The sequence below is a fragment of the Ruegeria sp. HKCCA0370 genome (assembly GCF_013033705.1).
Taxonomy (GTDB): Bacteria; Pseudomonadota; Alphaproteobacteria; order Rhodobacterales; family Rhodobacteraceae; genus Ruegeria.
The window spans coordinates 542,170-566,852 of record NZ_WQEP01000001.1; the positions used below are offsets into that span (position 1 = coordinate 542,170).

25 protein-coding genes are annotated in these 24,683 nt (G+C 59.7%); 12 read left to right on the top strand and 13 right to left on the bottom strand.

Features of this window, described 5'->3' with window-relative positions; translation table 11 throughout:
* Positions 1 to 27 precede the first annotated feature (27 nt).
* Entirely contained in the window at positions 28 to 399 is a 372-nt protein-coding gene (locus GOW31_RS02710) for a VOC family protein (RefSeq protein ID WP_171167703.1), read from the top strand.
* Positions 400 to 494: 95 nt separating this feature from the next.
* Here GOW31_RS02710 and GOW31_RS02715 read toward each other — a convergent pair whose 3' ends face one another.
* Both GOW31_RS02715 and GOW31_RS02720 read right to left on the bottom strand, forming a co-directional pair.
* Complete coding sequence (locus GOW31_RS02715; RefSeq protein WP_171115467.1) at positions 495 to 1,142, bottom strand: response regulator transcription factor; 648 nt, start codon at positions 1,140 to 1,142, stop codon at positions 495 to 497.
* Positions 1,139 to 2,572 carry a cache domain-containing protein gene (locus GOW31_RS02720; RefSeq protein WP_152458267.1) on the bottom strand — a complete coding sequence of 478 codons (1,434 nt, stop codon included), beginning with the start codon at positions 2,570 to 2,572 and terminating at the stop codon, positions 1,139 to 1,141. Before GOW31_RS02720 ends, GOW31_RS02715 begins: the two co-directional genes overlap by 4 nt.
* Before the next feature lie 245 nt (positions 2,573 to 2,817).
* On the opposite strand from GOW31_RS02720, the gene GOW31_RS02725 reads away from it, so the two are divergent.
* From GOW31_RS02725 to GOW31_RS02735, 3 genes are all read left to right on the top strand, one after another.
* Positions 2,818 to 3,900, top strand: coding sequence for a TRAP transporter substrate-binding protein (locus GOW31_RS02725; RefSeq protein WP_171167705.1), 1,083 nt, complete (start codon positions 2,818 to 2,820; stop codon positions 3,898 to 3,900).
* Between the two features lie 120 nt (positions 3,901 to 4,020).
* Positions 4,021 to 4,947 (top strand): TRAP transporter small permease subunit, encoded by a 927-nt coding sequence (locus tag GOW31_RS02730; protein ID WP_152458266.1) that lies wholly within the window; start codon positions 4,021 to 4,023, stop codon positions 4,945 to 4,947.
* Positions 4,948 to 4,964: 17 nt separating this feature from the next.
* A complete protein-coding gene (locus GOW31_RS02735) occupies positions 4,965 to 7,319 on the top strand; it encodes a TRAP transporter large permease subunit (protein WP_171115471.1) in 2,355 nt (784 codons plus the stop codon).
* A 132-nt stretch (positions 7,320 to 7,451) separates the two neighbouring features.
* Here the strand turns inward: GOW31_RS02735 and GOW31_RS02740 are convergent, their stop codons facing one another.
* The 4 genes from GOW31_RS02740 to GOW31_RS02755 all read right to left on the bottom strand — a co-directional run bounded on the left by GOW31_RS02740 (position 7,452) and on the right by GOW31_RS02755 (position 9,668).
* Positions 7,452 to 7,841, bottom strand: coding sequence for a VOC family protein (locus GOW31_RS02740; RefSeq protein ID WP_171167707.1), 390 nt, complete (start codon positions 7,839 to 7,841; stop codon positions 7,452 to 7,454).
* Between the two features lie 7 nt (positions 7,842 to 7,848).
* Positions 7,849 to 8,673, bottom strand: coding sequence for an arginyltransferase (locus tag GOW31_RS02745; protein WP_171167709.1), 825 nt, complete (start codon positions 8,671 to 8,673; stop codon positions 7,849 to 7,851).
* Positions 8,674 to 8,748: 75 nt separating this feature from the next.
* Positions 8,749 to 9,180: an RDD family protein gene (locus GOW31_RS02750; protein WP_171115477.1), complete on the bottom strand. Its 432-nt coding sequence runs from the start codon at positions 9,178 to 9,180 to the stop codon at positions 8,749 to 8,751.
* Between the two features lie 65 nt (positions 9,181 to 9,245).
* Positions 9,246 to 9,668, bottom strand: a complete 423-nt coding sequence (locus tag GOW31_RS02755) for a DUF2852 domain-containing protein (RefSeq protein WP_171167711.1) — start codon at positions 9,666 to 9,668, stop codon at positions 9,246 to 9,248.
* 148 nt (positions 9,669 to 9,816) lie between these two features.
* On the opposite strand from GOW31_RS02755, the gene GOW31_RS02760 reads away from it, so the two are divergent.
* The 5 genes from GOW31_RS02760 to GOW31_RS02780 are packed head-to-tail and all read left to right on the top strand — an operon-like array spanning position 9,817 to position 15,081.
* On the top strand, positions 9,817 to 10,200 hold the full coding sequence (locus GOW31_RS02760; protein WP_254441626.1) for a nuclear transport factor 2 family protein: 384 nt from the start codon (positions 9,817 to 9,819) through the stop codon (positions 10,198 to 10,200).
* 49 nt (positions 10,201 to 10,249) lie between these two features.
* A complete protein-coding gene (locus GOW31_RS02765) occupies positions 10,250 to 13,045 on the top strand; it encodes a glutamine-synthetase adenylyltransferase (protein WP_171167714.1) in 2,796 nt (931 codons plus the stop codon).
* The gene (locus tag GOW31_RS02770) at positions 13,029 to 13,301 is read left to right on the top strand and encodes a hypothetical protein (protein WP_171167716.1); all 273 of its coding nucleotides are present in this window, start codon (positions 13,029 to 13,031) and stop codon (positions 13,299 to 13,301) included. The genes GOW31_RS02765 and GOW31_RS02770 overlap by 17 nt, the downstream gene beginning before the upstream one ends.
* A gap of 38 nt (positions 13,302 to 13,339) precedes the next feature.
* The gene (locus tag GOW31_RS02775) at positions 13,340 to 14,542 is read left to right on the top strand and encodes an RSP_2647 family RNA methyltransferase (protein WP_171167718.1); all 1,203 of its coding nucleotides are present in this window, start codon (positions 13,340 to 13,342) and stop codon (positions 14,540 to 14,542) included.
* On the top strand, positions 14,539 to 15,081 hold the full coding sequence (locus GOW31_RS02780; protein ID WP_171167719.1) for an RSP_2648 family PIN domain-containing protein: 543 nt from the start codon (positions 14,539 to 14,541) through the stop codon (positions 15,079 to 15,081). The genes GOW31_RS02775 and GOW31_RS02780 overlap by 4 nt, the downstream gene beginning before the upstream one ends.
* 70 nt (positions 15,082 to 15,151) lie before the next feature.
* Here GOW31_RS02780 and GOW31_RS02785 read toward each other — a convergent pair whose 3' ends face one another.
* Positions 15,152 to 15,838 carry a M48 family metallopeptidase gene (locus GOW31_RS02785; RefSeq protein WP_152458255.1) on the bottom strand — a complete coding sequence of 229 codons (687 nt, stop codon included), beginning with the start codon at positions 15,836 to 15,838 and terminating at the stop codon, positions 15,152 to 15,154.
* A 209-nt stretch (positions 15,839 to 16,047) separates the two neighbouring features.
* Between GOW31_RS02785 and GOW31_RS02790 the strand changes: the two genes are divergently transcribed.
* Positions 16,048 to 17,532, top strand: coding sequence for an inorganic phosphate transporter (locus GOW31_RS02790; protein WP_171167721.1), 1,485 nt, complete (start codon positions 16,048 to 16,050; stop codon positions 17,530 to 17,532).
* Between the two features lie 15 nt (positions 17,533 to 17,547).
* On the opposite strand, the gene GOW31_RS02795 is transcribed toward GOW31_RS02790, so the two are convergent.
* From GOW31_RS02795 to GOW31_RS02815, 5 genes are all read right to left on the bottom strand, one after another.
* Complete coding sequence (locus GOW31_RS02795) at positions 17,548 to 18,732, bottom strand: VWA domain-containing protein (protein ID WP_171167723.1); 1,185 nt, start codon at positions 18,730 to 18,732, stop codon at positions 17,548 to 17,550.
* 4 nt (positions 18,733 to 18,736) lie between these two features.
* Positions 18,737 to 18,934 (bottom strand): hypothetical protein, encoded by a 198-nt coding sequence (locus GOW31_RS02800; protein WP_152458252.1) that lies wholly within the window; start codon positions 18,932 to 18,934, stop codon positions 18,737 to 18,739.
* On the bottom strand, positions 18,915 to 20,282 hold the full coding sequence (locus GOW31_RS02805) for a DUF2927 domain-containing protein (RefSeq protein WP_171167725.1): 1,368 nt from the start codon (positions 20,280 to 20,282) through the stop codon (positions 18,915 to 18,917). The genes GOW31_RS02800 and GOW31_RS02805 overlap by 20 nt, the downstream gene beginning before the upstream one ends.
* Entirely contained in the window at positions 20,279 to 20,737 is a 459-nt protein-coding gene (locus GOW31_RS02810) for a GNAT family N-acetyltransferase (RefSeq protein ID WP_171167728.1), read from the bottom strand. Before GOW31_RS02810 ends, GOW31_RS02805 begins: the two co-directional genes overlap by 4 nt.
* 101 nt (positions 20,738 to 20,838) lie before the next feature.
* Positions 20,839 to 21,684, bottom strand: a complete 846-nt coding sequence (locus GOW31_RS02815) for a MoxR family ATPase (protein WP_152458249.1) — start codon at positions 21,682 to 21,684, stop codon at positions 20,839 to 20,841.
* Positions 21,685 to 22,066: 382 nt separating this feature from the next.
* Here GOW31_RS02815 and dksA point away from each other — a divergent pair, with 382 nt between their 5' ends.
* On the top strand, positions 22,067 to 22,489 hold the full coding sequence (gene dksA, locus GOW31_RS02820; RefSeq protein WP_171167736.1) for an RNA polymerase-binding protein DksA: 423 nt from the start codon (positions 22,067 to 22,069) through the stop codon (positions 22,487 to 22,489).
* Between the two features lie 72 nt (positions 22,490 to 22,561).
* Positions 22,562 to 23,707: an FAD-dependent monooxygenase gene (locus tag GOW31_RS02825; RefSeq protein ID WP_171167738.1), complete on the top strand. Its 1,146-nt coding sequence runs from the start codon at positions 22,562 to 22,564 to the stop codon at positions 23,705 to 23,707.
* 4 nt (positions 23,708 to 23,711) lie between these two features.
* Here GOW31_RS02825 and xth read toward each other — a convergent pair whose 3' ends face one another.
* Positions 23,712 to 24,491, bottom strand: coding sequence for an exodeoxyribonuclease III (gene xth / locus GOW31_RS02830; protein ID WP_171167740.1), 780 nt, complete (start codon positions 24,489 to 24,491; stop codon positions 23,712 to 23,714).
* Positions 24,492 to 24,683: the final 192 nt, after the last annotated feature.

A 24,683-nucleotide genomic window follows, 5' to 3' on the forward strand; every position in this document is an offset into this window, starting at 1 on the left:
GCATCTGTTTCCTGTCCGGAGAGTCAGATGCCCAAGATTTTGCAGCTTACACCATTTGTGTTGTGCTCGTCCCTGAAGGACCAGATCGACTTCTATTGTGATCGCCTTGGGTTCACCTGTGGGTTCACGCAAGACAATTATGCCTTTTTGAAACGTGGTCCTGTTGCGATCCGCCTTTTGGAGTTCCCGCCGCGGGATGACGGCAAGCCATTGGGTGATGAACACTCCTTCTATATCGATGTTGAAGATATTGATGGGCTTTATGACAGCCTGCGTGACCGATTGGCCGATCTGCCCGAAGGCCGTGTCAGGCCGCCGTTCAATCAGCCCTATAATCAGCGTGAATTCCACGTTCTGGACGAAGACGGGACATTGGTTTTTTTCGGAGAAGGTCTTTGACCCGGCGGGTACCGCTCCCGCCCATCGTCAACACGCCTGTGGCGCGTATCCTCTGGTTGGGCCGGGCAGCGCTGCGCGCTGCGGGCGCGTGCAGATCAGAAACCGACACCAGTCCCTTGCAGCACGCCATGTTCCAAAGCGTAGCGTGTCAGCCCGGCGGTTGAGGATATGCCGAGTTTGCGTTTGATATTCTTGCGGTGCGTTTCGACAGTCCGCACGGAAATATCCAGCGTTTGCGCAACTTCCTTGTTGGATTTGCCCTGCGCCAGTTCCAGCAGAATGGTCTGTTCACGTCCGGTCAGCGCTTCGCGCACGTTGTTGCCCTTGGGCTTGAGCGATCCGCTGGCGCCGGTGCACAGATACTGTTCACCCCGCATCACCGCATCAATGGCCTGCTTGATCTCTTCAGTGGGCACATCCTTGAGCACGTAACCTTTGGCACCGTGGCTGAGCGCGGTCGAGATATATTCCGGGCTGTCATGCATCGACAGGATCAGGATGCGCGTTTCCGGCAATCGTTCCAGGATGATTTCCGTGGCGCTGAGACCGCCGAGGCCGGGCATGTTCAGATCCATCAGGATCACATCCGGGGCAAGGTCAACAGCCTGATCCACTGCCGCCTGTCCGCTGCCAAGCGTACCGACCACTTGAATCTCATCATAGCTTTCGAGGATGGACTGGATGCCCTCGGCCACCATTGGATGGTCGTCGACGATAAGAACTCGGATGCTTTCGGCGCTCATGTGCCGGCCTTTCGGTTCGGAGTTGCGTCTTCCTGCGGCGGCAGAAGGTGGCTCAGCGGCAGGCTGACTTCGATGACAGTGCCGCCGCGCGGTCCGCGTGATGACAGAATGCGCAGGGACCCGTCAAGCTGTTCGATGCGCTCTTGCATGTTGCGCAACCCGATCCCGGTGCTGGGGGTGCTGGGATCGGTCCGCATGCCCCGGCCATTGTCAGTGATCCGCATGGTTGCACCTTTCTTGTGCCCGCGCAGGTCTATCGTAACATGCGTGGCGCCAGAGTGGCGCTCGATATTGGTCAGCGCCTCTTGCGCGATGCGATACAGGGCAATCTTGCTGTCTTGATCCAGCCGGTTGCGGAACACCACGGTCGAGAATTCCGTCTCGATCCCGGTGCGGTCCCGGAAATCGTCGGTCAGAGCTTTCAGCGCTGGCCCAAGGCCCAGATCGTCCAGTACGCCGGGGCGCAGGTCGCGACTGATGCGGCGGACCTCGGTGATGGCGGTGCCAAGATGGTCAATCCCTTTGTCCAGCGGATCGCGTGCGCCCGCGTCATCGCCGCGCGACAGGCGGCGCCGCGCGTTGTCCAGCGCATAGCGTACACCGACCAGAATCTGGCTGATGCCGTCATGCAGTTCGCGGGCAACGCGGCCTCGTTCCTCTTCCTGGGCATCGAAGACGCGCTGGGTCAGTTCCTTCAGCTTGGCGTCCGCAAGTCTGCGCTCGCGGATGTTCAGCAACATGCCGGATGCAAAGACGATGAGCACCGCCGCCACAACGATCGCGCCGATATACATGAAGGTGCGCTGAACGCGGGCCTCGACCTCGGCCCTGGCGTTGGCGACCGTTGCAACGATGTCGTCGATGAAGACCCCGGTTCCCACGACCCAGCGCCAGTCCTGAAGCCCGACGACATAGGCGATCATCTGCGCTTCCTCTCCGGTCGAGGGCTTTTGCCACATGAAGCTGTGCCAACCAGCCCCCTGGCGGGCGAGGCGGATGAACTCGTCAACGATCGGAGTGCCGTCGCTGTCCGTCAGCCCTTCCCAGTTTCGGTTGATGAACTGCGTCTGGCGGGGGCTGACCAGATTGTTGCCGTCATAATCGTAGACAAAGAAGAACCCATCCTGGCCATAGATCATTGCCGACAGGATTTGGGACACGAGGTTTTTCGCGACCTCGTCATCAGGCTCGGCCCGGCCGTAGATATAGGCGAACCCGTTGCGCGCCTGTGTCACGTAGTTGCGCAACTCTTCCTTCTTGGCTTCGACCAGGCTGCGTTCCAGCGCTTCGATCTCACGCTCGGCGGTCGCGCGCGCCTCGTATGCCACAAGCACGGCAATTGCCGCCACGGCCACGACCAGCGGGATTGCGGCAACCAGTGACAATTTCTGCGCATAGGTCAGCGAGACCAGATGTCGGAGTCTTTGCATGGACGAATCGATACGCAAGCGGCGGCGAAAATGCAAAAAGATTGGGCTTTGTTCGGGGAATACAGAGATTATCGTCGGGGAAGACGTGCTTTATGGTCTGATTTCTTGCTGGAAATCGCAAAGAATCCGATTCTCTACGCAGTAGTAGGTATTCCCTTTCAGTTCGGTCACATTAGGCTGACGCGCACTGAATGCGACAGGTCCGGTTCTGCCGGGCCGTGACTATGAAGGGGAGGAACACTCATATGGATCGTCGTTCATTTCTGAAAAAATCCGCGCTGGGCGGTTCGGCTGCTGCAGCGACCGCATTGGCGGCACCGGCTTATGCTCAGGGCCAGCGTACCCTGACCATGGTGACCTCGTGGGGTCGTGGTCTGGCGGGCGTGTTTGACAGCGCGCAGCGTTGTGCCGACAGCATCAACGCCATGTCGGATGGCAGCCTGAATGTTGAAATCAAGGCGGCAGGCGAACTGGTTGGTGCCTTCGAAGTATTTGACGCGGTGTCTTCGGGTCAGGCGGATATGTATCATGCCGCTGACTATTACTTTGTGGGTCAGCACCCGGGTTATGCGTTCTTCACGGCCGTTCCTTTCGGCATGACTGCACAGGAACTGGTGAACTGGTACTATCATGACGGCGGTATGGAGCTGCATGACGAGCTGGGCGAAATCTTTGGCCTGAAGTCCTTCCTGGCCGGCAACACCGGTGCGCAGGCGGGTGGCTGGTACTCGAAAGAGATCAACAGCCCCGAAGACTTCAACGGTCTGAAGTTCCGTATGCCGGGTCTGGGCGGCAAGGCGCTGGGTAAACTGGGCGCATCGGTCCAAAACATTCCGGGGTCGGAAGTGTATCAGGCGCTGTCGTCCGGCGCGATCGACGGTACCGAGTGGATCGGTCCATGGGCCGACGAAAAGGCCGGCTTCCAGGAAATCACCAAGACCTACTACACTGCGGGCTTCCACGAGCCGGGCGCAGGTCTGTCGCTGGCAACCAACCGCGATGTGTTCAATGAACTGACCCCGGCACAGCAGAAGATCATCGAGGTCGCTGCCGCCGAAGCGCACCAGTGGAACCTGGCGCAGTTCCTGGCCAACAACGGCGCAGCGCTGCAGCGCCTGCAGGCGGGCGGCGTCAAGGTTCTGGAATTCCCGGACAGTGTCTGGGACGCGTTTGGTCAGGCCAGCCAGGAAGTTCTGGACGAGAACATGGGCGATGAGCTGTTCAAGAAGATCCACGACAGCGCGATGACGTCGATGGCAGCATCGTCTGCTTGGAACAACCTGTCATCGGGTGTTTACACCGCTCAGCGCGACCGTGTTCGCGGCTAAGCCATTCTGATCCAAGAAAAACCGGTTCCCCCGCGTCGTGGGGGAGCCTTTCCGGTTGCGCTAAGGGGTTTGGGCAAGCAACAATAATCCCATGCACAACTGAGACGACCTGGGGACAACATGCAGGACGAAAACGGTATCTCGTTCTTCGGCGCCCTGTGGAATGGACTGGTCTGGTTCATTCAGAACATTGCCGAAGCCTTCTATAATTTCGGATACGCCATCACGCATCCGCAACTCTGGCTGGACTGGTCCGACAAGGCGTCGATCATGCGCTTTGTCTATTACGGCGGTTCGGTCGAGTTCTTCTTTGTGGTGTTCACGTTCTTTCTGGTTCTGACGGCCATCGGGCTGTACTACCGGAACTTCATGTGGGCCATCGTGCGGGGCCTTGAGGGGTTCGCCAATACCACCGGCCGCTTCTTTGCCTGGGCGGGTCTTTTGATGGTGATCCAGCAGATCGTGATCGTTTTCATGCAGCGGGTCTTTACCCGACCCGATATGTCCTTTGGTTTGGGTATCCCGTTCCAGATGGATATCAGTTGGTTCGCGGAAGAACTGAAGCTGTATAATGCGATGGTCGTGTGCCTGTGCTGTACCTACACATTCGTGCAGGGTGGGCATGTGCGCGTTGACCTCATCTATGCCGGCATCAGCCACCGTGCCAAACGGGTGGTTGATATGTGCGGTGCGGTTTTGTTCATGATGCCCATGGCGGTGCTGACCTGGATGTATGGCTGGTACTTCATGTGGCGACACCTGATCGTGCCGAAACCTTCGGCCAGTGACACGCTGGACCGACTGGTGGCCAAGTCCCGCGCCCTGCGCTGGAACGTGGAAACCATTGGGTTCAGCCCCAACGGATTCAACGCCTACTTCCTGTTCAAGATCTTGCTGGTGGCCTTTGCAGCCATGGTGTTCCTGCACGCAATCGCATTCCTGTACCGGTCGTATCTGGAATACGTGGAAGGGCCGGAAAGCACTGGAAAATACCTCGACAAGGACAGCCTTGGTGAGGGCGAAGAAGCCTATGAAGGCGCGCATTAAGGACGGAGACCAAGACAATGCTATTCGGACTTGATGGCGTCGAGATAGGCCTCATTATCGTATTCTTCTGCCTCTTTGGGGGCATCCTTTCCGGCTTCCCGGTGGCCTTTGCCATCGGCGGCGCCGGAGTGATTTCCTTTGGGATCATCGCGGCACTGGACAGTGCCGGGCTGTTGATCCACCAGGCAATCGACACAGGCTCACAAGCCTATCGGGATATTGTAAATTCCGGGGTAAAACCTGATGTCATATCGGTATTCCGATACCCGGATTTGCCAAGGATAGCCGAGCCGGTCTTTGTCTCTGGCTGGGAAACCGCGCTGGACCGCAACGTGTCGTTCATCGTGAACCGCATGAACGAGCGCGTACTGGCAGGGCAATCCATTGAGACCCTGTTGGCCGTGCTGATGTTCGTTCTGATGGGGATCACGCTGGAACGCTCGAAAATCGCGAACGACCTGCTGACGACGATGGCGCGCGTCTTTGGACCGCTGCCGGGTGGTCTGGCCGTGTCCATCGTGGTTGTAGGGGCATTTCTTGCGGCCTCTACCGGCATCGTTGGCGCGACCGTGGTGACCATGGGCCTGCTGGCGCTGCCAACCATGTTGCGGAACAATTACTCGCCGGAACTCGCAACGGGTGTGATCGCGGCCTCGGGTACGCTGGGGCAGATTATTCCGCCCTCGATCGTGATCGTTCTGCTTGGCACATTGGCGGGCGATCTGTATTCCACGGCGCAAGAGACACGGGCTGTCGAGGCCGGCTGCACCGATGCGCTGACCTATCTGGGGGAGCCCGCGGTTGTCTCGGTCGGAACTTTGTTCCAGGCGGCGCTTTTGCCGGGGATCCTTCTGGCCCTGCTTTATGCGTTGTATGCGTTTGGTTATGCATTGCTGAATCCCCATAAGGCACCTGCCGTGGCGCTGTCAGGCGGGTCGGGTGAGCCGATCACCCGGTCCGAAGGTCTGACTTGGCTGCTGGGCGCACCGGTTGCGCTGATTGTCGGCACCGTGTTGCTGGGCAATGTCGGCCTGATCGGCAGCCAGAACATTTCGGTCTCGGCTTTCTCGGACATCGGACAGGGCGCATCGTTGCGTACCAACGTGTCGGAAGAATGCAAGGTATCGATGATCGATCTGCATGGTCAGGCCGCCTGGGATCAGGCCGTCGCCGAGCAGGAAGCCATTGATGCCGCTGGCGGTGCAGCTGAGTCTCAGCGCCTGACCGAAGAAGAACTGGCCGCCGCACAACAGGAAATGATTGCATCAGCCGCACCAATTGGCACGGGTGTCGCGATCACCGTCGTGCTGTTGGGCCTCACTCTGGTTCTGGGCCGTGGCATCGCCCCCTCGCGTGCGCCACAGCCGCTTATCGTTGGTGCGATTGGTCTGCTTCTTATGGTGTTGGTCGATATTTTGCTGATTTCGCCCACAACAACTTCGGGGGCGACGTTCCTGTTGCTCGCGTTGCCATTTGCGCTGGCCATGTATGGTTGCAAGGAAGCCGCAGCGCGATGTGCGACCAATGACCTGATCCGCGTGGTCTTCCCGCCATTGGTTCTGATCATCGCGGTTCTGGGGTCGATCCTGGGTGGTGTGACCAACCCGACACCGGCAGCTGCGCTGGGGGCGGGTGGCGCGATCATGCTGGCGGCCTATCGTAAGCTGCAGGATCAGGGGCGATCGGGCAAGGTGATCATCTGGTCGACCTTTGCCGTGATCATCGCCTTGCTGATGGGGGTCAACTTTGACCTGCGGGTCAATCAGGGCAATGTGACGTTGGAGACCTGGATCGCCTTCATCATCGCGTATGCAGCCTATCTGTATGCCTTGTTCGGGCTGCTGTTCGGGTGCTGGGTGCTGTATTCAAGCGGAGTTCTGACCCCGGTGGTGCGTGAGACGGCCAAGGTGACCTCGATGGTGTTTACCATCCTGATCGGATCCCAATTGCTGAACCTGGTGGTGATCTCGTTCGGAGGGGAGCACTATATCCAGCAATTCCTGAAGAGTTTTGACAACGAGTTCACGGTCTTCCTGATCGTGATGCTGGTGTTGTTCATTCTGGGCTTCGTGCTGGATTTCCTCGAGATCATCTACATCGTGATCCCGATCGTGGGGCCGGTGATCTATGGCGGGTCGTTCGACCCGAAATGGGTGACGATCATGGTGGCGGTGAACCTGCAAACATCCTTCCTGACACCACCGTTCGGGTTCGCGTTGTTCTACTTGCGAGGGGTTGCGCCGAAGGAAGTGACGACGGGCCATATCTATCGCGGGATCATTCCATTTGTTTTGATCCAGGTGGTAGGGATCGCAATTCTGTGGTTCTTCCCGGCGATTGTCACGATCGTACCGGACCTGATCCCGAACTGATCCGGATCATCAAAATGCAAAAGGGGGCCCGAAGGCCCTCTTTTTCTTGTTTGTTGCAGGGAAGGGGCCAGCCCCTTCTTGCCCTGCGGCCAATTCATCCCCGGGATATTTGGGGCCAGATGAAAAAGCGGATCAGGTGAATTGGATCAGATCCCAGCGGTTGCCATAAGGATCGCGCCAGACGGCGACTGTGCCATAGGATTCGAAGCGGGGAGTTTCTTCGAAATGGACCCCGTTGGCACGCATCTGTGTGTAGTCGCGTTGGAAATCATCGGTTTGAAGGAAAAAGCCCACACGGCCGCCGGTCTGGTTGCCGATGGCGGCGCGTTGTTCGGGCCCGTCGGCTTTGGCCAGAAGAAGGCCGCCGCCGTCTGAACCCGGCGGTGTGATCAGGACCCAGCGTTTTCCGCCCCCGAGATCGATGTCCTTCAAGAGCTGGAAGCCAAGTCTTTCCGTATAAAACGCAAGTGCGTCATTGTAATCCGGCACCACGAGGGTGACGGCGTGCAGGTTCTGTTTCATCGGATGGTCAGCCCTTGGTGGGGTGGCGGTCGGGAAGCTGGATATTGGCCACTTGCTCGGCAATCGGAGCGGTGGACAGGGGGTGCCGTGAGGAAGAGCAGAAGGTATCCGGATCTGTGATCTTTTGCCATTCGCCCTGAACATAGGCCTCAAGCCCAGAGAATTTTGCCTTGTAGCCCATCTTGGGGCTGCCGGGGACCCAATAGCCCAGGTAGATATAGGGCAGGCCAGCTTCGCGCGCGATCTCGATATGGTCCAGGATCATATAGGTGCCCAGAGAATTCTGAGGCTGGTTCGGATCGTAGAAAGAGTAGACCATGCTCAGCCCATCATCGAGCACATCGGTCAGGCTAACAGCGATCAGGTCGCCGGTCTCAGGATCTGCATATTCCACCACCCGGCTTCGAATCGGGGTTTCCTCGATCATTGCCGCAAATTCGAACACGTCCATGTCGGCCATGCCGCCATCGGCGTGCCGGGTGTCAAGATAGCGGCGGAACAGCTCATACTGCTCGTCCGTGGCCCAGGGCGATGTGGCGCGGCGTTGCAGAAATCCGTTGCGTTTCACCGCGCGTTTCTGGCTTTTTGTCGGGCGGAACGCCGAGACGTCGATCCGGGCGGACAGGCAGGCCGCGCAATCTGTGCAGGAAGGGCGGTAGAGTACATTCTGCGACCGGCGAAACCCCTGCTGCGACAGGGAATTGTTCAACTGCTCCGCACCTTCGCCCTGGAGCGCGGTGAACAGCTTACGCTCCATCCTGCCATCGAGATAGGGGCAGGGTTGCGGGGCCGTGACATAGAATTGTGGCGCAATTGGCAGCGTGTGTCGCATGAAGTTCCCAGATAGCCTCGGGAGGGATGATAGCAACCGTTCCCGAGGCCGCCAAGTGTTTCGCGCAACCGCGTGTCAGGCCCGTCGATTGATCATGACCGTGCCCAGAAAACTGTCGGTCAGACCCTGGCCGCGGGCGCTGGTCAACATCATGATCACCGAGATGATCTGGATCACCGCAAACGCCATGCTGACGAAATAGCCGGCAGTGTGGGCGATGGCCTTGCCCATATCCATTCGTTCTCCGAATGCGTCGCGCAATTCGATTCCCATGAACCGCATGCCCAGTGTGGCCGAGCCGTTGGTGATGGTTACTACGCGATAGACAAAGCTGATCACGGCATAGATCACTGCCAGAAAAAACAGACCGAGGCCTGCGCTCAACAGGATCGCCACCGTGCAGAGCAGCGAGATGAAGGCGATATCAAACAACCACGCGACAAAGCGTTTGCTTGTCACTGAGTTGTAGAATTCTGGTTGGGTATCCGGGTCAGGCAGGTGGTTCATTCGTCAGGTCCGAAAAAATGGGTCAGGGTACCCTGTCCCGGAATGCCGGGACAGGGCAAGGTCAATTAGGCGGGCTTGCCATTTCCGTCGTCTTCATGGTTCTCGCGGGCGCGTTCATCCATGAACTCGTCGAATTCGGCCTTGTCCTTGGCCTCGCGCAGGCGGCGCAGGAATGCCTCGAAGTCCTGCTGTTCGCGTTCAAGGCGGGCCAGTGTATCTGCCTTGTAGGCGTCAAATGCGCTGTTGCCGGATGGTTTCATCGCGCTCATTTGGCTGTGCCAGGATTTGCGGCGGCTGCAGGATTTGCTGAACATGCGTTTGCTCCAGATCATGTAAGCCAGAAGGGCCAGGCCAACCGGCCAGAAGAAGATGAAACCAAGGACCATGGCGGAAATCCAGGCCCCTTTGCCTTTGTCATCCAGCCAGGCCTCGATTCGATAAAGCCATCCCGGATTCGCGGGGACGGCGGGGTCGGACAATGCGGTCATTTGAGCTCTCCAGGGTTGATGTAAACTCTTTTCACATTGCTTAGATGGGGTCGTGGACGAGGGTTGCAAGGGCTCAATGTAAAAAAGATTTACATTTAGCAATTCGGTTGACGGTGAGCGTCATCAGCCGCAGGTTGCGGAAATGGATATGAAAGAACACAAAACGGCACCTGCGCTGAGTGAGATTCTGAATTTGGAAAAGCAGGTCTGGATGGCGCTGGTTGAGGGCAACGCAAGCGCAGACCGGGCGTTGCTGAGCGCGGATTTTCTTGGGGTCTATCCGACGGGATTTGCCAATCGTGACGATCATGTCGGCCAATTTGCAGACGCACCGACGATGGCCGAGTTTGAATTGAGCGACGAGAGATTGCGTGTACTGACACCGGATATCGTCTTGCTGTCCTACAAGGCCGATTACCTGCGACCGGGTGCGACAACGCGCGAGGCGATGCTGATTTCGTCGTTATGGGAACGCAGAAACGACGTTTGGGTCAACAGTTTCAGTCAGGACACGCCGGTTCAGAACACCTGATCAGAATGCCTCATTGACGATCACGCGCCGCGATGCGCAGTTTGCGCCCATGACAGACGTTTTAGCCATTTCAAGACTTCCGCGCGCTTTCGATCCATCCCTGGGGGCCGAAGCGCGGGCCCTGATGCCTGATTTGCCGGCCGAGATGGCGGATTTGGTGGCAGGCACCGCCGGTTCCAGCCCCTATCTGAAAAGCCTGATCGAACAAGAGAAGGGCTGGCTGCCCGAGGCCCTGATGCACCCGGATCAGGCATTGGCCGACGTCATGGCTGCTGCGCGTGATCTGCCGCCGGATCAGTTGAAACCCGGATTGCGGCAGGCCAAGCGGCGAATGGCTCTGCTTACGGCGTTGGCCGATATTGCAGGTGCGTGGCCATTGGAGAAGGTCACGGCGGCCCTGACCGATTTCGGTGCGCTGGCCGCGGATGTTGCCGCCAAGGCCGAGATCGCGACACTGATCCGGCGCAAGAAGCTGCCGGGCATGACCGAGGATGATGTCGAAACCGCAGCCGGCCTGGTCATACTGGCGATGGGCAAGATGGGCGCGCATGAGCTGAACTACAGCTCGGATATCGATCTGATCGTCCTGTTTGATGAGACGCGCTTTGACCCCGATGACTTTTACGAGGCCCGGCAGGGCATGGTTCGGGCCACGCGCAACTTCTGTGCGACGTTGAGCGAGAAGACGGCGGATGGCTATGTGTTCCGAACGGATCTGAGGCTGCGCCCCGACCCGGCCGTGACACCGGTTTGCATGGCGATGGAGGCCGCCGAGCGGTATTACGAAAGCCTCGGTCGCACGTGGGAGCGTGCGGCTTACATCAAGGCGCGGCCCTGCGCCGGGGATCTGGATGCGGGGCAGCGTTTCCTGGACGGCTTGCGCCCCTTTGTCTGGCGCCGCCATCTGGACTTTGCCGCCATCCAGGACGCCCATGACATGCGCCTGCGCATCCGGGAAAACAAAGGGACGGGCGGATCCTTGTCGATCCCCGGTCACGACATGAAACTGGGGCAGGGCGGTATTCGCGAGATCGAGTTTTTCACGCAAACCCGCCAATTGATCGCGGGTGGGCGGGACGCTGACCTGCGGGTGCGAGGCACGGTTCCCGGGCTGGCGGCGCTGGCGGCAAAAGGCTGGGTGCCACAGGATGTGGCGGACAAGCTGACCGATCATTACCGCGCGCACCGGGAAGTCGAACATCGCATCCAGATGATTCATGATGCGCAGACCCACAAGGTGCCGAACTCACCCGACGGGATCGAACGCGTCGCCTGCCTGAAGGGTATCAGCAGTGCCGAGTTGACGCAGGACCTGAAAAACCGTCTGGCCGAAGTGCATGAGCTGACCGAAGGGTTCTTTGCCCCCGGACCTGGTGCGGCGCCCGCCCATGTACAGGATGTGGAGTTCGACAAGAACGTTCTGGCCCGATGGACGACATATCCGGCCCTCAGGTCCCAGCGCGGCGCGCGGATTTTCGAACGTCTGCGCCCCGAATTGCTTTCACGTCTGGCCAAAACCGCCAAGCCCGACGAAGCATTGATGGCTTTGGACGGGTTCCTGGCGGGCCTGCCAGCCGGGGTGCAGCTGTTTTCGCTGTTCGAGGCGAATCCGCAACTGATCGACTTGTTGATCGATATCGTCGGAACCTCGCATGCTCTGGCATCGCACCTGTCCCGCAACGCGTCGGTGTTTGATGCGGTGATCGGGGGCAGTTTCTTTGCGGATTGGCCCGGGCAAAAGGCGTTGCAAGCGGAATTGACGCAGGCTTTGTCGGAAGAAACGGATTATGAAACCCAGCTTGATCTTGCCCGGCGCTGGTGCAAGGAATGGCACTTCCGGGTCGGCGTGCATCACCTTCGCGGCCTGATTGACGGAAAAAAGGCAGGTCGGCAATATGCCGAGCTTGCGCAGTCGGTTATCGCGGCGATCCTGCCGCATGTCACCGAAAATTTCGCCCGCAAACACGGCCCTGCACCAGGGCGCGGCGCTGCCGTGCTTGGGATGGGGTCGCTGGGGGCAGGCCGGATCAACTCGCAATCCGATCTGGACATGATCGTCATCTACGATCCTCTGGATCAGGACATTTCTGACGGTCCGCGCCCTCTGGCCACGCGCACGTATTATGCGCGGTTCACGCAGGCCCTGATCACGGCATTGTCCGCGCCGATGTCGCAAGGACGCTTGTATGAGGTCGATATGCGATTGCGTCCCTCGGGCAATCAGGGGCCGGTCGCGACCAGTTGGGCCAGCTTTGTCAATTACCAGCGGAACGAAGCCTGGGTGTGGGAGCATCTGGCTCTGACCCGCGCGCATGTTGTTGCCGGGGACGCCGGACTGGCCGAGGAAATCGAAGCCTTCCGCACCGAGTTTCTGTCGCATCCGCGAGAGCAGGGGAAGGTTCTGCGCGAAGTGGCCGAGATGCGGTCACGTCTGGCCGCGGCCAAGGCACCCGCCGGCATCTGGGACGCCAAGAACGGCCCCGGCCGGCTGATGGATATCGAACTGATGGCCGAAACCGGTGCTTTGCTGGCAGGGACCGCGCAGCGCGATGTCGCGTCGGGTCTGGATGGTGCCGTCGCAGCCGGGTTGCTGGATGTCGCGCAGGCGCAATCTCTGAAAGACTGCTATGACCTATTCTGGTCGGTGCAATGCGCCGCGCGGTTGCTGTCGGGCAAGACAATCGAAGCCGACAAGATCGGCGAAGGCGGTACGGCATTTTTGTGCCGCGCCACCGGGTTCGAACAGGTCGAGGCGTTGCAGGCGGCATTGCAGGAATGTTACACGACCGCGGCCGATCTGATCGGCGGCGTGATCAAGGGGGAAGAAGATGGCGCGCAGCAGTGATCCCAACGACCACAAAGGTCTGATCCGCGAAGCCTATCGAATCGACGGCATCACCCTGCCAGAGTGTCGCAGCATCTTTTTGGACTGGGCGCTGAGCCTTCCCGCGGATCGCGACCAGAACACGGCGCTGACGGAACTGCACGCGGGCTATGCCGAGCAGAACCCCGATCATCCGATGACACAGGTTCTGACCGAAGGCCTTCAGATGGCAAAGGCTCCAAAACGCCGCGGCGGTTGGCGATCCCGTAACCGCTAGGGCTTTCGCACCGGCGCGTTCAGGACTATGAGGGCGCCATGACCCAATCTGCCGACCGTCCCCGCATCCGCCTGAAACCCAAAGCCAATGCGCGCGGCCTGCGCCATGGCTTCCCCTGGGTCTACGCCAATGACATCGTCTCGGACCGCCGTACCAGAAAAATCCCCGCGGGCGCTCTGGCCGTGCTCGAAGATGACAAACGGGCGCCCGTCGCGCTGGTCGCGGTCAACCCCGTGTCGAAGATCATGTGCCGGGTGCTGGACCGTGACATCGACGCGCAGCTTGACGCGACGTGGTTCGAGAACCGTTTGCAGCGCGCCCTTGATCTGCGGGAAAGCCTGTTTGACGCCCCGTATTATCGCCTGATCCATGCCGAAGCGGACGGCTTGCCCGGCGTCATCATCGACCGCTTTGGCGAGGCCTGCGTCATTCAGCCGAACGCGGCCTGGGCTGAGGCGCATCTGGGCCTGCTGACCCAAGCTCTGGTCAAAGTCACTGGCGTGACCACGGTGCTGAAGAACGCCTCGGGCCGTACACGCGGGCTGGAGGGGTTGGACGACGTCAACCAGGTATTGCGCGGATCCGCGCCCGATGCGCCCCTGCCTGTGCCGATGAATGGCGCCACCTACATGGCGGATCTGACAGGCGGTCAGAAGACCGGGCTGTTTTACGACCAGCGCCCCAACCACGCCTTTGCCGCGCGCCTGGTTCATCCCGATGCGCAGGTGCTGGACGTGTTCAGCCATGTGGGCGGCTTCGGTCTGGCGATGCTTGCAGGTGGAGCGGGGCAGGCATTGTCCGTCGATGGCTCAGCCGCCGCGCTCGACCTCGCGAAACAAGGGGCCGAGGCGTCGGGCCTTGCTGAAAAGTTCCAGACCCGACAGGGCGACGCGTTCGAGGTTCTGACTCAATTGGGCGAAGAAGGCGCGCGATTTGACGTGGTGATCTGCGATCCGCCCGCGTTTGCACCGTCCAGACAAGCGCTGGATGCGGGGCTGCGCGCCTATGAACGTATCGCACGACTGGCGGCGCCTCTGGTCAAACCCGGTGGTTATCTGGGGCTGTGTTCATGTTCGCACGCGGCTGACCTGAGCCGGTTCCGCGATGCGTCCTCCCGTGGGATCGGGCGCGCCGGGCGTCAGGCGCAACTGATCCACACCGGGTTTGCGGGTCCGGATCACCCGCAACTGCCGCAACTGGCGGAAAGCGGCTACCTCAAAGCAGTGTTCTACCGCCTGTGAAGGCCGTTCTCGACACCTGCGTCATCTATCCCACGGTGATGCGCGAGATGCTGCTGGGCGCGGCCCGCCTTGGCCATTTCACTCCGATCTGGTCTGCCCGCATCCTCGAAGAATGGGCCCGCGCCGCGCGCAAGCTGGGCCCGACGGGCGAGGCGCAAGCCCGCGCCGAAATTGCCTTGGCGCAGGCGCAGTGGCCGCAGGCCGAACGCGCGCCGGTCCCGGGGTTGGAGCAGCGCCTCTGGCTGCCCGACGCAGCCGATATCCACGTCCTGGCGACGGCCATCACGGCCTCGGCTGACGTCATCGTCACCGTCAACGCCAAGGATTTCCCCAGAAATATTCTGGCAGAGGAGGGGCTCGACCGCCGAGATCCCGACGGCTTGCTGCATGGTCTCTGGCTATCGGACCCTGACGGCCTGGCGACCATCGCCGATCGCGTTCTGAGTGAAGCCATCCGCCTTTCCGGCCACCAATGGACCTTGCGCGCGCTGATGAAAAAGGCCCGCCTTCCACGCCTTGGCAAGGCGCTCACCCAATAGACTGGGGCCCCCTTGATCTGGCTAAAAATATCCCGGAGAGCGCGAGAGGCTGGCCTCTCGCTGCGCACCCTCAGCCACGCGCCCAACGCTGCTCAAGGGCCTCCAGTGCCGCAATGCGCTCACCCGTTTTCGGGTGGCTCATCAACCATGCCGGGGCAACGCCCGCCCGTTGCTGCGTCAGGTCTTCCAGCTTGTGAAACAAGGATTTCTGCGGCCCGATCCCGATTCCGGCCTTGGTCAGCAAGGCGGCGGCATATTCGTCCGCCTCATACTCATCCTGTCGTGACAGGCGCGAGGCCAGCAATGACGTCAAGGCATTCGCAATCATCGCTCCGATGAACGGAATAAACCGGTTTAGCACCATGATCAGCGCCGTCCGCATTGCGTTTTGACCTGAAAAATCAATCATCCGTCGCTTTGCATGACCCAAGGCAACATGCCCCAATTCATGGGCGATCACGCTGGCCATTTCTTCGGCCGAAACCTCTCCGTTGCGGAATTTTCGGTAAAACCCGCGCGTGATGAAAATCCGACCGTCCGGAGCAGCCAGCCCGTTCACCGGGTCGATCTCGTAGATATAGACGGGGACCCGATCGATTTCCAAAGCTGCGGCCAGCCGATCCGTCATCCGTTTCAGCACCGGGTCGGCCAATTCGGTCGATTTTGCGTCCAGCTCACGATGGGTGCGCCAGACCGAAATACGGTACATCACGATGGCGTAGCCAATTGCCAGCAGGATCGGGGTCAATCGAAGCATGTCAAAGATATGGTCCGAACATGGGCATTGCGCAAGTCACACCTGCGGGATGTTCGTCGGGACCCGCATGTTCGTGCGCCGAAATCGGCAAAACCCTCCTCGTGCGCCGAAACAGGCACAACCTTCGATAAGTTGTGATCTTGCGATATGAGCTGTTGATTATTTCAACGATCCCACTTAACCGACGGGGCGCTATCGATGGGGGACCCATGACCGACAAGAACTATGAAGCGCGTCACCTGGAAACACTCGACCGGGATTTGCGGCGCTTTTCACGCCTAGAAATGGCGACCGCACAGGCTGGACGGCCCTTTGTGGGCTCAGGGATTGCCCTGGCATTCATTGCTGCCGCAGGCCTTGTGGCCGCTTTTCTGTTCGGGCAGGGCAACAACACGCTTGTCGTCGTGATCGCGGCGATGTTCGGGGCCTATATGGCGCTGAATATCGGGGCCAATGACGTCGCCAACAACATGGCCCCTGCGGTGGGGGCGAATGCGCTGACCATGGGCGGTGCCATCGCGATTGCCGCCATTTTTGAAAGCGCCGGGGCGCTCATTGCCGGGGGCGATGTCGTGTCGACCATCGCCAAGGGAATTATTGCGCCGGAAAGCATGGGAACGGCCAATGTCTTCATATGGGCGATGATGGCGGCGCTGCTGTCCTCGGCGCTTTGGGTCAATCTGGCCACATGGGTCGGCGCGCCGGTTTCCACCACGCATTCGGTTGTGGGCGGCGTCATGGGGGCAGGGATCGCCGCGGCTGGGTTCGGCGCCGTAAGCTGGGGTACCATGAGCAAAATCGCCGCCAGTTGGGTGATCTCGCCACTTCTGGGAGGCTTGGTCGCAGCCGGTTTCCTGTGGTTCATCAAGGCCAGGATCATCTATCAGGAAGACAAGATCGCCGCGGCCCGCAAATGGGTGCCGATGCTGGTCGGGATCATGGCGGGCGCCTTTGCATCTTATCTGGCGCTCAAGGGCCTCAAGAAAATCATCAAGATCGATCTCGGGACGGCGTTGCTGATCGGTGCGGCGTGTGGAGGGCTGATCTGGGCAGTGATGATCCCGGTGATCCGCCGCCAGTCCGAAGGGCTTGAGAACCGCAACAAATCGCTGAAGATTCTGTTTGGAATTCCACTGATCGTCTCTGCAGCGCTGCTGAGCTTTGCGCATGGCGCAAATGACGTTGCCAACGCGGTGGGGCCGTTGGCCGCGATTATGCAGGCTTCTGCCTCGGGCGATTTCACTCATGCCGTCAGCATTCCCCATTGGGTCATGGTCATCGGTGCGTTCGGGATATCGTTCGGCCTGTTCCTGTTTGGTCCGAAACTGATCCGCATGGTCGGCAGCCAGATCACCAAGCTCAACCCGATGCGGGCCTATTGCGTCGCCCTGTCGGCCGCGATCACGGTGATCGTTGCAAGCTGGCTGGGCCTGCCTGTCAGTTCCACCCATATCGCGGTTGGCGCTGTCTTCGGGGTCGGGTTCTTCCGGGAATGGGATGCCGAGCGGAGGCTGAAACGCGCAAGGCTGGCCTTTCCCGAACGCCCCCGCGTCGCGCCGGAAGAACGCCGCCGCCGCAAACTGGTTCGCCGGTCGCATTTCCTGACCATCGTTGCCGCGTGGGTTATCACTGTTCCCGCAGCAGCAATGCTGGCAGCGATCCTGTTTCTTGGGATTCAGGTGATTGCCGGGTAAACTCTGGCGCTGACCTCAACGGGTCAGCGCTTTCATTCCCTGTTCCAGCCCTGCCAGGGTCATCGGCACCATGTGGCCTTCGAAGATTTCCTGAATCATGCCGATGGAATGGGTGTATTCCCAATATTTCTCGGGCACGGGATTGATCCACAGGTTCGACGCCCATTGATCCCGCGCCCGATGCAGCCAGACTTGCCCGGCCTCGGCGTTCCAATGCTCGTTGGCGCCGCCGGGATAGGCGATCTCATATGGGCTCATCGAGGCGTCGCCGACGAAGATGCATTTGTAGTCGGGCCCATAGGTGCGCAACACTTCATGCGTGGGCGTCTGCTGGTCCCAGCGGCGGCGATTGTCACGCCAGACGCCTTCGTAAAGGCAATTGTGGAAATAATAATATTCCAGATGCTTGAACTCGGACCGTGCGGCTGAAAACAGCTCTTCCACCACTTTGATATGCGGGTCCATTGAACCGCCAACATCCAGGAACAGCAGGACCTTGACCGCGTTGTGACGTTCGGGGCGGGTCTTGACGTCCAGATAGCCGTGTTCGGCCGTAGCGCGAATGGTGCCGTCCAGATCCAGTTCTTCCGCAGCACCTTCGCGCGCCCAGCGGCGCAGGCGTTTCAGGGCAACCTTGATGTTGCGCGTGCCCAGTTCAACCGTGTCGTCCAGGTTCCTGAATTCGCGCTTGTCCCAAACCTTGACCGCGCGCTGGTGGCGGCTTTCCTTTTGGCCGATGCGCACGCCTTCGGGATTGTAGCCATAGGCCCCGAAAGGAGAGGTCCCGGCCGTGCCGATCCACTTGTTGCCGCCCTGATGGCGGCCTTGTTGTTCCTTGAGACGCTCGCGCAGCGTGTCCATCAGCTTGTCGAAACCGCCAAGCGCCTCGATCTCGGCTTTTTCCTCGTCTGACAAGTGTTTTTCGGCCATTTTGGCCAGCCAGTCGCCGGGAATGTCAACGGCTTCCAGAACCTGATCGAAGCTGATCTCGTTCAGTCCTTCGAAACTGGCGGCAAAGGCGCGGTCGAACTTGTCGATGTTGCGTTCGTCCTTCACCATCGACACGCGGGCGAGATAGTAGAACGCCTCGACATCATAGGTGGCCAGACCCTTTTTCATGCCTTCCAGAAAAGTCAGATACTCCCGCAGCGATACCGGGATGCCAGCTTTGCGAAGGTTTTCGAAAAAGGGCAGGAACATCGTGTCAGCCCACCAAACGCACCAGAACCAACGAGATCACCAGACCCACCAGCGCAAAGGCAATGCCGTATCCGGCGGCATATTGCGCCATGTCGGCCCGATTGCCGCTGCGCTTTTTCGCGGCCAGTGCGCCCAAGGTCGCACCCAGTGCCGCCATTCCCAGAACTACCAACATATGTGCGTCATCCGTCTTTCGTGCCATCCGTGTTTCTTCGGCCATTGCCCCGCGACAACGACTGGGCCACCAGATCCGAGCCAAACCCGTACCGCGCCCATCCCAGGCTGTCCAGCCTGACGGCACGTGCCTGCTGTATCTGCCCCGCCTGCTTCAGCGCTTCTGATTTCAGCAACAACAACGTGGCCAGCAGAGACGCATTTTCAGCCCGTGTCATGACATCGATGGCCCTGTCCAGTTCAGGCAGAACACTGGGTCCCTTGTCCTGTGCCAGCGCAAATGCCGCGGTTTGCGTGGTGACATAGGCCTGATGCACCTCTGTGCCGGGCGTGGCCTTCAGAAATTGCTGCGCAATCTGAAACTGGCGCTGAGCTTCGTTGGGGTCCCGGAATTGTTCCATCCGGCCCATCAGATAATGGGGATAGGCGCGGCGGTGATCTGTCCATCCCTGTTGCTGCCCGATCCGTGCCGCCTTTTGCGCCGCGCGCATCTGTCTGGGCGAACCCGACCCCGGCCCCAGTGATTTCTGAATCGCGTCAATCCACTCGCGCGGCGTATCCGTGAAGGGTTGAACGGGCACCCTGTCCCCGCGCGGGTTCATCCGGCTGAGAACCCCCGGGATGACCGCGGCGACCTGATCGCGGGTCATGCCGGTGCGCAGTTCCGGCGCATAAGCAGCCCGCAGGATCAGCATGTCGAACCCGGTCAGAACAGTATGGATATTGTCGTCGTTGAACACCGAATCCGGCAGATGGTAGAGGTCGTTCAGCGGACCAAGCGCTTGTGCCAGTTCTTCATGCAGGCAATCGCGTATTTCCTGCGGACTGACGTCGTATGGGATGAAAATCCCAAGCCGTTCGCGTTTGCGCAGTTCAGTCCAGCTGCTTTTGATCTTTCGGCGGTCACGGCGATATTCTTCAAGGCTGGACGAGTTGGGGACGACGAAACAGGCCGCATTGGGCAGGATGCGCAGAATGTCTTTCTGGCTTACGGCTTCGATGGTGATATTGGCCTGACCCTCGTCGATCTGCCGGATGTTGACCCCGGCCTCGCGCCGTAGACGATTGAGCAACCGGGTCAGGTCCTGCTGCATGCTTGCGGTCGGTGATCCGGTCAGACGGACAGTGACCGGGGTCTCAAAACGCGTGAAAACGGGCAGGGCGGCGCCGCTTTCCAGTTCGAAATGCAGGGACAGGAAGTCAGAGGCGATGTTCTTGTTGGACCGAGCAGGCGGCGAAGGGCGCGCCGTTGAAAAAGACTTTGCAGGCGGCAGGCTTGCTTCGATGGGCGCGACCTGATCGGGCAGTTCGATCGTTTCAACCGTCGCGCAGCCGGCAACAACCAGTGCCAGAAAAAGGGCACTCAATCGCTTCATGAGCGGGCGTACTTGATGAACGGTGTCAGTGTGCCGATGCGATCATACAGTTTCCGCGCAGTGTGGTTGAATTCCTGGGTCAGCCAATAGACCGACGGCGCGCCCTGACGATCTGCCTCATCATAGACCGCCTGGATCAAGGCCCGGCCAACGCCTGCCCCCCGCGCCTCGGGGCGCGCGAACAGGTCTTGCAGGTAACAGACCTTTTCCACCTTCCAAGCGTGGCGATGAAACAGATAATGTGTCAGTCCGACCAAGGCGCCATTCTGCTCGGCAACGAAACAGGAAAAATCCTGCGGGTCGTCGCCCAGCAGTCTGGAAAAGGTTGTTTCGTATACATCATCGGGCAGGGCGGTTTCATAAAATGCCAGATAGTCCCGCCACATGTCGGCCCATTGGCTTTTGTCCTCGGCACGCAGGGTGCGGATTGTCAGTGCGTTCGCCACGCGTTTCATCCAATTCTGTGGGCGGCGAAGCTCTGTTTCGCCAGATGGACCGATGCTGGCATCCGGGCCGTCCCAAGGCAAGCCATGATCACCGTCTGGTCACCGTCCGGCTATCGTTTGCCGCGTGCCATAAAGGCCAGACGTTCGAACAGATGCACGTCCTGTTCATTCTTAAGCAACGCGCCATGCAGCTTCGGAAGCGCATCTGCGCCGCCGCGCTTGAGGTCTTCGGCGCTCAGGTCCTCGGCCAGCAGCAGCTTCAGCCAATCCAGCACTTCCGATGTTGACGGCTTTTTCTTGAGCCCCTGCGTCTCGCGGATTTCATAGAACTGGGTCAGGGCGGTGGTCAGCAGCGCATCCTTGATGCCGGGGTGATGAACCTCGACGATGCGGCGCATCGTGGCCTCGTCCGGGAAGCGGATGTAGTGAAAGAAACAGCGGCGCAGAAACGCGTCCGGCAGTTCCTTTTCATTGTTCGAGGTGATGATGACGATAGGGCGGTTTTTGGCCCGGATCGTTTCCCCTGTCTCGTAGACATGGAACTCCATCTTGTCGAGTTCCTGCAAAAGGTCGTTTGGAAACTCGATATCCGCCTTGTCGATCTCGTCGATCAGCAGAACGACCTTTTCGTCGGCCTCGAAGGCCTGCCACAGCTTGCCCTTGCGTATATAGTTCGACACGTCATGCACGCGTTCCTCACCCAACTGGCTGTCCCGCAGGCGGCTGACCGCGTCATATTCATACAGGCCTTGCTGCGCGCGGGTGGTGGATTTCACATTCCACTCAATCATCCTCAGCCCCAGTGCGCCGGCCACCTGTTTGGCCAGCTCTGTTTTGCCGGTGCCGGGCTCGCCCTTGACCAGCAATGGGCGTTCAAGTGTGACGGCGGCGTTCACGGCAATCGTCAGATCGTCAGTGGCGACATATTCGGCTGTACCTTGAAAGCGTGCGGTCATGGGCCTCTCGCGTGGTTTTTCGTGATCCGTGGGCAGGTTGTGTTGTCCGGGTTACAGACGGTCAATGATTTTGACAACCCGCGTCCCTGCGTCGGTTGAGGCGATTTTTGCAGGAACTCCAAGCCCTTTTGGTTGATTCGTGCGCGCGAATGTACCCTGCCAATTGACACCTGCCTCAAAAAGGCCTGCTAAATTTCATAGAAAAACAGGGTTTTGTTGTTGTTTGTCTCATATTTAGACAAAACAGCACGAGGGCGTGCTGAAGCAACGTTTGTGTAGTGACAATCCCACGCCCGTCGGCTAAACGCTGCGCAGAAGGGGGTGCCAAATGTCAGGTGAAACATCCGCGACCGACGTTTCTGGCCATACCGAGGGAGCAAATATGAAACAGGAAGTTTTTCTGCCGGAGGATTACCGCCCGGCCGAAGATGAACCTTTCATGAATGAACGTCAGCTTGAATATTTCCGCCGCAAGCTGTTGGACTGGAAGAATGAGCTTTTGGCGGGCAGCCGCGATACGATCGAAGGGCTGCAAGACAACACCCGAAACATCCCGGATGTCGCAGACCGCGCGAGCGAGGAGACCGATCGCGCTCTGGAGCTGCGGACACGCGACCGCCAGCGCAAGCTGGTTGCCAAGATCGACGCAGCCCTGCGCCGGATCGAAGAAGGTGAATACGGTTACTGCGAAAAGACCGGCGATCCGATTTCGCTGAAACGCCTGGATGCACGTCCGATTGCAACCATGACGCTGGAGGCGCAAGAGCGCCACGAGCGCCGCGAAAAGGTCCACCGCGACGATTGATCGCCGGGTGCAGCTGGAAAGTTTCGAACGCCGGGGCCTGTGGCTCTGGCGTTTTTGCGTTATGCGGGGGGCATGAAGATCAATCGGTTGAATTTTTGTGTAATTGGCGGCGGCATCGGCGGTCTGGCGGCTGCGTTGGCGCTGCGGCAACACGGGGCGCAGGTCACCCTGCTGGAGCAAGCCCCGGCATTGACCGAGGTTGGCGCGGGTCTGCAGATCAGTGAAAACGGGATGTGCGTGCTGCGCGCGCTTGGGGTGGCGGATCTGTCTACGGGCCAAAAGTCGCATGGTACGATCTTGCGCGATTACCGCAAAGGCCGCGTTGTCAGCCGGCTGCCCGGGCCTTCGGCTGGCCCGACCTATTATTTTCACCGTGCCGATCTGTTGAATCTTCTGCATTCTGCGGCCCGCCAGGCACGTGTGGATGTCCGACTGGGGGCCAAGGTGTCCAACGTGCACAAACACCCCAACGAAGCCGAAATCCTGTTAGCGAGCGGCGAGCGGCTGCGCGCCGAATGCGTCATCGCCTCCGACGGCGGCCGAAGCACGATTCGCCCGGCTCTGAACGGGCCCGAGACACCCGAGTTCACGCACCAAGTCGCCTGGCGCGCCACCATTCCCTGGCGACCGGATTCAGGCGTGGTTACGGCATCCCTGACCATGGGGCCGGGTCGGCATGTCGTAACCTATCCTTTGCGCGATCAAAGCATGATGAACATCGTTGCGGTCGAGGAACGCTCGGACTGGCGGGAAGAGGGATGGAAGCTGAAGGGCGATCCGGACGAGCTGCGCGCACGCTTTTCAGGGTTCGGCGGTCCGGTCGGTGAGATTCTGTCAAAGGTCTCGGATGTGAATCTGTGGGCCCTGTTCCTGCGCCCGGTCGCAGAAAAATGGCAGAACGGTTGTCTGGCATTGCTGGGGGACGCGGCGCATCCGACCTTGCCATTCATGGCACAAGGCGCCTGCCTGGCGCTGGAAGATGCCTGGACGCTTGCACGATCATTCGACGAACACTCGGGCGTCACCAGCGCGCTTGCCGCCTACGAGCAAACGCGCAGGCCAAGGGCAGAAAGCGTGGTTGCCGCGGCCGGGTCGAACGCACGCAATTTCCACCTGTCAGGCCCCGCCCGTTTGGCGGCCCAATGTGCGCTTATGGCCATCGGAGGGAAATTGTCACGCCGCTACGAATGGATATACAGCTACGACGTAACGGCCTGAACCGCTAAATATCCAGATCGACCCAGACAGGCACGTGATCCGAGGGTTTTTCATGCCCGCGCACGGCGGCATCAATCTGGCAATCCCGCATTAGATCTGCCGCTTGCGGGGTCAGCAGAAAGTGATCGATGCGAATTCCGTCGTTCCGGTTCCAGGCCCCGGCCTGGTAGTCCCAGAATGAATAGTGCCCCGCGCTTTGGGTGGTGGCCCGGAACGCTTCGGTGAAGCCCAGATTCAGGATCTTGCGGAATGCGGCGCGGCTTTCGGGGCGGAACAATGCATCGTCGCGCCATGCTTCGGGGCGTTTGGCGTCCTCCGCCTGCGGGATGATGTTGTAATCCCCTGCCACCAACGCGGGTTCTTCGGTTGCCAGCAAATCACGGGCACGGTCATACAGCCGTTCCATCCATGCCAGTTTGTAATCGTATTTCGGGCCGGGTGCGGGATTGCCATTGGGCAGGTACAATCCACAGATCCGAACAGCCTTTTTGCCAACGACGGTGGCTTCTATCCAGCGGGCCTGTTCATCCGCGTCATCGCCGGGAAGGCCGCGGGATACATCCTCGAGGGGAAGCTTCGACAAGATTGCAACGCCGTTGAAGCTTTTTTGTCCATGGGTTTCCACGTTGAACCCACGCTCTTCGAATATCTCGCGCGGGAAGTTTTCATCGACCGACTTGATCTCTTGCAACAGCACAACGTCCGGCTGCGCTTCGTCCAGCCAACGGGGCAGGGCTTCGGCCCGCGCTTTGATGCCGTTGATGTTGAACGTGGCGATTTTCATGCGCGATCCTCCGAAGACTTGGTGCAACCTATCGCGCAGAACGGGCCCAACGGCAAGGCGGAGATCGTATTTGCGAGGCTCTGCCTCGCGCTCCGGTATATTATTGGCCAGATGAAGAAACGGATTATTAACCGAATTTCTTCAAGCTGAAGTGGCGGTACAGGCGGGGACGCCGATGACCGCGCCAGGAGT

Excerpts from the sequence above, each read along its gene's own strand:
- GOW31_RS02710 (WP_171167703.1), top strand. The coding sequence starts at position 28 with ATGCCCAAGATTTTGCAGCTTACACCATTTGTGTTGTGCTCGTCCCTG.
- GOW31_RS02715 (WP_171115467.1), bottom strand. The coding sequence starts at position 1,142 with ATGAGCGCCGAAAGCATCCGAGTTCTTATCGTCGACGACCATCCAATG.
- GOW31_RS02720 (WP_152458267.1), bottom strand. The coding sequence starts at position 2,572 with ATGCAAAGACTCCGACATCTGGTCTCGCTGACCTATGCGCAGAAATTG.
- GOW31_RS02725 (WP_171167705.1), top strand. The coding sequence starts at position 2,818 with ATGGATCGTCGTTCATTTCTGAAAAAATCCGCGCTGGGCGGTTCGGCT.
- GOW31_RS02730 (WP_152458266.1), top strand. The coding sequence starts at position 4,021 with ATGCAGGACGAAAACGGTATCTCGTTCTTCGGCGCCCTGTGGAATGGA.
- GOW31_RS02735 (WP_171115471.1), top strand. The coding sequence starts at position 4,965 with ATGCTATTCGGACTTGATGGCGTCGAGATAGGCCTCATTATCGTATTC.
- GOW31_RS02740 (WP_171167707.1), bottom strand. The coding sequence starts at position 7,841 with ATGAAACAGAACCTGCACGCCGTCACCCTCGTGGTGCCGGATTACAAT.
- GOW31_RS02745 (WP_171167709.1), bottom strand. The coding sequence starts at position 8,673 with ATGCGACACACGCTGCCAATTGCGCCACAATTCTATGTCACGGCCCCG.
- GOW31_RS02750 (WP_171115477.1), bottom strand. The coding sequence starts at position 9,180 with ATGAACCACCTGCCTGACCCGGATACCCAACCAGAATTCTACAACTCA.
- GOW31_RS02755 (WP_171167711.1), bottom strand. The coding sequence starts at position 9,668 with ATGACCGCATTGTCCGACCCCGCCGTCCCCGCGAATCCGGGATGGCTT.
- GOW31_RS02760 (WP_254441626.1), top strand. The coding sequence starts at position 9,817 with ATGAAAGAACACAAAACGGCACCTGCGCTGAGTGAGATTCTGAATTTG.
- GOW31_RS02765 (WP_171167714.1), top strand. The coding sequence starts at position 10,250 with ATGACAGACGTTTTAGCCATTTCAAGACTTCCGCGCGCTTTCGATCCA.
- GOW31_RS02770 (WP_171167716.1), top strand. The coding sequence starts at position 13,029 with ATGGCGCGCAGCAGTGATCCCAACGACCACAAAGGTCTGATCCGCGAA.
- GOW31_RS02775 (WP_171167718.1), top strand. The coding sequence starts at position 13,340 with ATGACCCAATCTGCCGACCGTCCCCGCATCCGCCTGAAACCCAAAGCC.
- GOW31_RS02785 (WP_152458255.1), bottom strand. The coding sequence starts at position 15,838 with ATGCTTCGATTGACCCCGATCCTGCTGGCAATTGGCTACGCCATCGTG.
- GOW31_RS02790 (WP_171167721.1), top strand. The coding sequence starts at position 16,048 with ATGACCGACAAGAACTATGAAGCGCGTCACCTGGAAACACTCGACCGG.
- GOW31_RS02795 (WP_171167723.1), bottom strand. The coding sequence starts at position 18,732 with ATGTTCCTGCCCTTTTTCGAAAACCTTCGCAAAGCTGGCATCCCGGTA.
- GOW31_RS02800 (WP_152458252.1), bottom strand. The coding sequence starts at position 18,934 with ATGGCACGAAAGACGGATGACGCACATATGTTGGTAGTTCTGGGAATG.
- GOW31_RS02805 (WP_171167725.1), bottom strand. The coding sequence starts at position 20,282 with ATGAAGCGATTGAGTGCCCTTTTTCTGGCACTGGTTGTTGCCGGCTGC.
- GOW31_RS02810 (WP_171167728.1), bottom strand. The coding sequence starts at position 20,737 with ATGAAACGCGTGGCGAACGCACTGACAATCCGCACCCTGCGTGCCGAG.
- GOW31_RS02815 (WP_152458249.1), bottom strand. The coding sequence starts at position 21,684 with ATGACCGCACGCTTTCAAGGTACAGCCGAATATGTCGCCACTGACGAT.
- dksA (WP_171167736.1), top strand. The coding sequence starts at position 22,067 with ATGAAACAGGAAGTTTTTCTGCCGGAGGATTACCGCCCGGCCGAAGAT.
- GOW31_RS02825 (WP_171167738.1), top strand. The coding sequence starts at position 22,562 with ATGAAGATCAATCGGTTGAATTTTTGTGTAATTGGCGGCGGCATCGGC.
- xth (WP_171167740.1), bottom strand. The coding sequence starts at position 24,491 with ATGAAAATCGCCACGTTCAACATCAACGGCATCAAAGCGCGGGCCGAA.